The organism is Ligilactobacillus equi DSM 15833 = JCM 10991, assembly GCF_000615765.1.
Classification (GTDB): Bacteria; Bacillota; Bacilli; order Lactobacillales; family Lactobacillaceae; genus Ligilactobacillus; species Ligilactobacillus equi.
Genome location: NZ_BAMI01000011.1, coordinates 43,426 through 49,757 on the forward strand (window position 1 = coordinate 43,426; position 6,332 = coordinate 49,757).

8 protein-coding genes are annotated in these 6,332 nt (G+C 37.5%); 7 read left to right on the forward strand and 1 reads right to left on the reverse strand.

Annotation, left to right across the window (positions count from 1 at the left end):
• Positions 1–84 precede the first annotated feature (84 nt).
• Complete coding sequence (locus JCM10991_RS04115) at positions 85–798, forward strand: hypothetical protein (protein ID WP_025020640.1); 714 nt, start codon at positions 85–87, stop codon at positions 796–798.
• A gap of 100 nt (positions 799–898) precedes the next feature.
• On the opposite strand, the gene JCM10991_RS04120 is transcribed toward JCM10991_RS04115, so the two are convergent.
• Positions 899–1,315 (reverse strand): acyl-CoA thioesterase, encoded by a 417-nt coding sequence (locus tag JCM10991_RS04120; protein ID WP_025020641.1) that lies wholly within the window; start codon positions 1,313–1,315, stop codon positions 899–901.
• Between the two features lie 79 nt (positions 1,316–1,394).
• On the opposite strand from JCM10991_RS04120, the gene JCM10991_RS04125 reads away from it, so the two are divergent.
• From JCM10991_RS04125 to JCM10991_RS04150, 6 genes are all read left to right on the forward strand, one after another.
• Positions 1,395–1,943: a TetR/AcrR family transcriptional regulator gene (locus JCM10991_RS04125; protein WP_023860436.1), complete on the forward strand. Its 549-nt coding sequence runs from the start codon at positions 1,395–1,397 to the stop codon at positions 1,941–1,943.
• Between the two features lie 131 nt (positions 1,944–2,074).
• Complete coding sequence (locus JCM10991_RS04130) at positions 2,075–2,521, forward strand: MarR family winged helix-turn-helix transcriptional regulator (protein ID WP_025020642.1); 447 nt, start codon at positions 2,075–2,077, stop codon at positions 2,519–2,521.
• Positions 2,522–2,609: 88 nt separating this feature from the next.
• Positions 2,610–3,215, forward strand: a complete 606-nt coding sequence (locus JCM10991_RS04135; protein WP_023860438.1) for an ECF transporter S component — start codon at positions 2,610–2,612, stop codon at positions 3,213–3,215.
• 91 nt (positions 3,216–3,306) lie between these two features.
• The gene (locus JCM10991_RS04140) at positions 3,307–4,440 is read left to right on the forward strand and encodes an ATP-grasp domain-containing protein (RefSeq protein ID WP_025020643.1); all 1,134 of its coding nucleotides are present in this window, start codon (positions 3,307–3,309) and stop codon (positions 4,438–4,440) included.
• 406 nt (positions 4,441–4,846) lie between these two features.
• A complete protein-coding gene (locus JCM10991_RS14345) occupies positions 4,847–5,365 on the forward strand; it encodes a LysM peptidoglycan-binding domain-containing protein (RefSeq protein WP_025020644.1) in 519 nt (172 codons plus the stop codon).
• Positions 5,366–5,373: 8 nt separating this feature from the next.
• Entirely contained in the window at positions 5,374–6,303 is a 930-nt protein-coding gene (locus tag JCM10991_RS04150) for a YihY/virulence factor BrkB family protein (RefSeq protein ID WP_023860441.1), read from the forward strand.
• Positions 6,304–6,332: the final 29 nt, after the last annotated feature.

Here is a 6,332-nt window from a genome sequence, read left to right on the forward strand (position 1 = left end):
CCTAGTCAAGTTGTCATTAGTTTGGTAAAATGGATAAGTAAGATATTATTAAGAAACTAAGGTAAAATATATGAAAGACAGACGATGGGGCTGATGTTTGTTGCCTTAAGTGCGGGGATGCTTGTTGCAACTAACGCCCGAGCAGACAGTGGTGACACTAACAATGCGCCGGTGATTAAAGTTACAGCTTCAGCTACTAAGTTAAACGATAGCGCTAAGTCGGTGAGTTCTACGGAAGTTGAAACCGAAGAAGTTACTACTGATGACAAAGCGTTAGTAAGTTCAGAAACGAAGAAGGCTGTGGATGTTGATCGTGATAGTCAAGAAGATGACAGAGAGCCAGTTGAAGTAACTGTCAAGGCAGCGGTTAAGCTCGATGATACTAAAGCAGTGACTGAAAAAACTGATGATATACGTGAAACAGGCAGTGATGCAACTGAAACGACAGGAGAAACAAAAACTTCGATGTTAGTGAGTGCTGTGCCTGAAAAAAAGACTGTGGTGGAAAAGGCGGTTGTAAGTACACCGGTTGTGGCAAAGTCGGTAGCAATGAATACGGCTAGTATAGGTTCAGCATATGCGACTACTAATCCGCCTGAAACAGTGGTGGAAACGACCAAAAAAGTTGATGTTGATTGTCGTCCGGTCAAGCAAAAAACTAACTATTCGCTTTTTGATCCGCATAATGACATTTTACGACAAAAGTTAGTCATGGTTGGTGCGGGTTTTGTCAGTGTTAGTTCTCTGTTTGGATTGGTGGTTATTGACCACTACCAAGGCAAGAAATACTTGGGCTAAGTCAAAGAAGAGGTTTAAAAAATATAAAAAGAACCGCTGAAATTTAACGCCATCTTTTCAAGTTGCGTGATTTTAGTGGTTTTTTACTTTGAGTCTTTTCTCAGTTTTCTTGTACAATTAAAGCAGTAAGGCTTTGGGAAAATTTAGGGTGGTCTTTATTAAGACGTAAAATTTTACCATCCATGGTGGTAAAGCAGTGTTCTGATTGTCCCTTACAAATAAGCACTCCGTCTTGGTTAGTCATCTTGTAAGCTAAGGTTAATTTAACTCCGGAAAATTTAGTGACCGACACATCAATGCTTAAAGTGTCAGCAAAGGTCGAAGGCTTAAGGTATTTACATTTAACGGCGACTACAGGGGAGATAATACCTTGGGCTTCGAGCTTGGCGTAGTTCCAGCCGATTTTATTCAAAAAGGAAACCCGCGCTTCCTCCATGAAACGAATGTAATTGGAATGGTGGGTAATCCCCATGCGGTCAGTTTCGTAGTATTGGATATAGTGTTGATAGACTTGCATAAATTGTTTCCTTTCAGTATGATAATCATATTATAGCGCAATTTTATTGATGTTAGAAATAAAAGAAAGAGGATTGTAGATGACTAAAATAAGAGAAAGAAGAAGACTACAAATTGTGCAAAGTTTTCGCCAACTTTTATTTCAAGAACCGCTGGAAAAAATCAGTATTGAAGAAATTTGTCAAGAAGCTCAAATTCACCGTTCGACTTTTTACCGTTATTTTCAAGATAAGGATGATTTATTTCGCTTTTTATTTGAAACGTACTTTGTTGAACAGTTAGACAATACAAATTTAGTAACTTCAGTGATTCATCTTATTTTGCGAGAAAAAAAGATTTTTCGCAACATCTCAATCAATAACCAGCGCAGTTTTGCCTATTGGTTGATGATTGATATTGTAGCAGCGCGGCTTGAAGAGGCAGCCAAGTCAGGTGAGTTGGCTCAAGCACCGGAATTATGTGTACTGGCCACTATGATTACTGGTTCTACACAACCGGCTTTAACTGCTAAGATGATTGCGGGGGCTTTTTTGGTACTACTATTTGAGTGGATTGATAGCAACTATCAAATGACAGCTCAAGAGGTAGAAGACTTGGTAAAATCCCTTTTCAATGCCAAGTTTAATTAAAAAAATGAGTTAAAAAAATTTTACATAAAGATAAATATGGTGTAAAATTGATTCTAATAAGGATAGCTCCTTAGGTAATGAAAACATAAGTGATTTATAATGAGACTCAATGCGGATATGGAGGGATAGCTATGAGTTCTTTACAGAAGATGATGCTTAATTTAACACAATTAATGCGTCTACGTGAACACAATCGTACTTTTTCAGAATTGGAAAAGTTAGGGGCGATTGATATGTACTATCTTGAAGCAATTTATCAATTAAAGGATCCAACGGTTGGGACAATTTCACGCCTTTTAGGGCAATCAACGCCAAACACTAACTATCACATTAAGAAGTTAATTAATATAGGTTTGGTGGAAAAGAAGGTGGATGAAGAAGACCACCGGGTAGCTCATTTAATGGTAACCAATAAGTACACCAGTTTAATTTCTGATGATCAAGAGTTTTGGCAAAGTTTTCAAGAACGCTTAGAAGATCAAGTTGACCCTACGGACATTACGATTTTCCAACGGGTTTTACGCCAAGCCATTGAAATTATCAGTGAGGAAAATTTGGAAACACTTGAACAAAAATAAGCAAAAGCCCTATGTCAGGGCTTTTTTGCATGGTAAAGTTATGGTATAGTTGCAATGACAACGCTATTACGTTCGAGAGGTATAAGTGATGAAGAAAAAACAAAATTTATTTAAGCAAGTATTGGTGGCACTTTTTTGTGCCATTGTGCTTGTTCAGACTTCAATTCCTTTTTTGGGTTACATCCCCTTAGGAGTTTTGAATTTAACTATTATTCAGATTACTGTAATTGTGGCAGCCTTAACTTTAGGTTTAGGGCCAGGAGTGACGGTAGGTTTTTTTTGGGGCGTGGTAACTTTTATTCGGGCTTTTGTGGCACCTACGAGCCCTTTAGCAGCGATTGTCTTTGTAAACCCGATTATTTCAGTTGTACCGAGGATGATGATTGCCGTGATGGCCTTTTACAGCTGGAAATTTTTTAACAAATTTCTTAAAATTGAAGGTCTTTCCTTTAGTTTGGCAGCTATTTTAGGGGCGTTGACTAATACGATTTTAGTCCTTGGGGCTATTTATCTCTTCTACCGGGGCCAATCTCATGCCTTATATGCTGTTTCAACGGACAAATTATTGCCCCTCTTACTAGGCGTTGTAGCGACTAATGGAATCCCTGAAGCACTTTTATCGGCTGTTATCACGCCAGTAATTGTGATACCGGTAAAAAAATTAGTAGATCGTAAAAGTAAAAAAAATAAATAAAAATTTCTGACTTAAAAGTTAGGGGAAGCGACTAATTATGGTATGATAGTAGCTAAGAAATAAAGTTGTAGACGAAGGTAGGTCACGGAAAATGGAAAATAATGTCTTATTTCCTGGAAGTACAATTGGAATTATTGGGGATAGCCCAAGTGGAGTTATGTTAGCCCAAGCTGCGCAACACTTAGGTTTTAAAGTCGTATCTTACAGCAGACACGAATCCAGTCCGGTATTGGCCCACGCAGATGTAGCCTTAGTGGGCAGGTTAAATGATAAAGAAAAATTAGCAGACTTTGCGCAGCGGTGTGATTTGGTAACTTACGAATCTGATGAAATTGATGTGCAAGTGATTCGTTATTTGAGTCATTTTACACGGGTACCACAAAATACAGAATTATTAGAGTTGACACAGGATCGGCTATTAGAACGTGCCTTTTTCGAACAAATGAATGTCAATATTGCCCCTTACGCAACTATTATTAATTTAGATGATATTTATCAAGCTATGCCATCAATTGGTTATCCCTGTGTACTCAAGCCTATCCAAAAGGATTTTAACCCCAAACGTATCAGGGTGATTCGAAAACAAACTGACATTGCAGACTGTGCTGAATTAGTGGAAAAAGGCACCTATATTTTAGAGTCACATGTTGATTTTGAACGTGAAGTTTCTTTAATTATGACAAAAACTCAAGATCAAAAAGTGACATCTTTTCCTTTGGTAGAATGTCGGGTAAAAGAAGACCAAACCTTAGCCTTAGCAAGTATGCCGGCCCAATTAGATACGGATACCGTGCAGGAAATTGAACGTTTAGCCCAAGAAATAGCACAAAAGATTAGTTATGTGGGCTGTTTTGAATTGTCCTTTTATCTAACTAAAAATGGGACGCTCTACTTTAACCGTCTAACACCGGCTCTGAGTAATGCAGGCTATATTTTCAATAAAACGGTCAATGTCACCATGTTTGAGCAACATTTACGTGCTTTGGCACAAATCCCTTTGGTACAGCCAGAAATTGTGCATCCTGGAGTTTTGTTCTTTATTACAAAAGAAATGGAAAATGCTCTCCGTACCCAGTGGGTTTTAAAGGATAATTGGTTTTATGATATGTATCGTATCCCAGAAGTTATGCAGCACAAGACTAGTAACATCGGGCACGTTTTAGTTTTAGCAGAAAATGTGCAAATAGCACAACAACAGATTGAAAATACCGGAATTTTGAAATAATGATGTTAAGTAGGTATCTCTGAGAAAGAAACTTACTTATTCTTTTAGGTTAAAATTGGAAGAAATTTTAATATAGGGTAAGAAGACTTCCGAATTTCGTTCAAGTGATGAATTGCCCTCGTTATTAAACGTAACTGGGTCTTACAAACTCACAAGAACTAGGGAGACTCAGGTATAGAAAAACCAAAAAATTAAGTTAAATAACATTACCGACTGATATTCAACTTGTTGGTAATAAAGGGTGCTTGTCAAACACCCAAATGTAACCACATCAGGTAGGAGTGTCTGGCTTGCCTTGAAACGCTTGAACTACTGACTGTATGGTCGTGAGTTATGCCCCCCGAGCTTATTAGGGGGTGACGATAAAATATAAATGTGTTGAGATTGTATGTGAGAGGATAATAATATGTCGACAAGAAGTAAACATAAAAAACATAGACTTAGCAAAGTTTGGTTATGGCTACTAGGAATCTTAGTTGCCATTGTAGTGGTGGTATTTGTCAGTCAATTAAGTTTTGTCAAGGACCGTCTCGCTCAAACGACAGGTAACGTGGCAGTTTACCAAAAGCAAGAATATGAGAAACAAAGAGCCATTGCGAAGAAGAAGTATGGGCAACAAGCTACTTCGTTTAGTGAAACAAGCCAAAAATCCCTCAAGAAAACTAAGACAAAATATACTTACTATACCGTACAATCGGGTGATTATTTATCCACGATTGCTCAAGACTATGGATTAACAGTGGAAGAAATTATGAAATTAAATAAGCTCGATAGTAAGGTTGTAAGTGTAGGGCAAAAATTAAAACTGCCTAAAAATGCCACACAAACAAGTCGTAACTCAAGTACCAATAGTAGCAATGATAATTATTACGGCGACACTTCAGATGATACAGACACCAGTGCTACAACTGGGGACGCCTACTAACAGAGGATATGGCTATGAAAGTAGCGTTTAGGCGCTTTAAAGACTCATTTACGAAATTTGTCAAAATTTTTGTGGAACGTTTTACTGATTCAGATATCAATAATATTGCCATCGTCATTGCTTATTACACTTTACTGGCAATGTTACCGTTATTAATCGTAGTCGGAAATATTTTGCCCATGATTAATTTGTCGGCGACGACAATTTTGGCTTATATACAACCAATTTTACCTAAAACGATTTATCGCACGATTGCTCCATTAATTAAGACGTTTCTTACCCAAGGATCAGGGGGGATTGCCTCTGTGAGTGGGCTTGTGGCCTTGTGGGCCGTTTCGCGGGGGATTAATGCCATTAATGTTGCTTTTAATCGTGCTTATGGTGTTGGACGGAAACAAAGTCCACTTGTTACACGTTTACTATCCTTTTTATTTACGATTTTAATTGGGGTGTTAATTTTCATTTTATTTGTGACTTTTTCTTTTGGACAAGTCTTTTTAGAAAACGTTGCGCCTATTTTTAATTTACCTAGTGATTGGTTAGCAACTTTCTTACGTTTGCGGATGCCAACGGCAACCTTAGTAATTTTCATTACTTTTTGTATCTTGTATCGGTTATTACCAAATGCAAAAATTCATTTTGTGAATATCTTACCAGGAGCATTTTTAGCTACCTTGAGTTGGCTTTTGATTTCACAACTTTTTTCCTATTACATTACCTATATTGCGCGCTCTGTCCTCAGTTATGGTACAATTGGAACCTTTATTGTTTTAATGTTTTGGTTGAATTTTACTTGTTGGGCAATTATTTTTGGCGCCGTGGTTAATGCAACTTTTGAGTATTGGCGCTTTGGTGAAGTTAAGACACGAACCCACCGGTGGAAAACATACCTGCATCGTAAAATTAAGAACACTAAAAAATCAGCTTCGGAAAAATGAAGCTGATTTTTCTTTATACTAATTTATCA

Excerpts from the sequence above, each read along its gene's own strand:
- JCM10991_RS04140 (WP_025020643.1), top strand. The coding sequence starts at position 3,307 with ATGGAAAATAATGTCTTATTTCCTGGAAGTACAATTGGAATTATTGGG.
- JCM10991_RS04130 (WP_025020642.1), top strand. The coding sequence starts at position 2,075 with ATGAGTTCTTTACAGAAGATGATGCTTAATTTAACACAATTAATGCGT.
- JCM10991_RS04120 (WP_025020641.1), bottom strand. The coding sequence starts at position 1,315 with ATGCAAGTCTATCAACACTATATCCAATACTACGAAACTGACCGCATG.
- JCM10991_RS04125 (WP_023860436.1), top strand. The coding sequence starts at position 1,395 with ATGACTAAAATAAGAGAAAGAAGAAGACTACAAATTGTGCAAAGTTTT.
- JCM10991_RS04135 (WP_023860438.1), top strand. The coding sequence starts at position 2,610 with ATGAAGAAAAAACAAAATTTATTTAAGCAAGTATTGGTGGCACTTTTT.
- JCM10991_RS04150 (WP_023860441.1), top strand. The coding sequence starts at position 5,374 with ATGGCTATGAAAGTAGCGTTTAGGCGCTTTAAAGACTCATTTACGAAA.
- JCM10991_RS04115 (WP_025020640.1), top strand. The coding sequence starts at position 85 with ATGGGGCTGATGTTTGTTGCCTTAAGTGCGGGGATGCTTGTTGCAACT.
- JCM10991_RS14345 (WP_025020644.1), top strand. The coding sequence starts at position 4,847 with ATGTCGACAAGAAGTAAACATAAAAAACATAGACTTAGCAAAGTTTGG.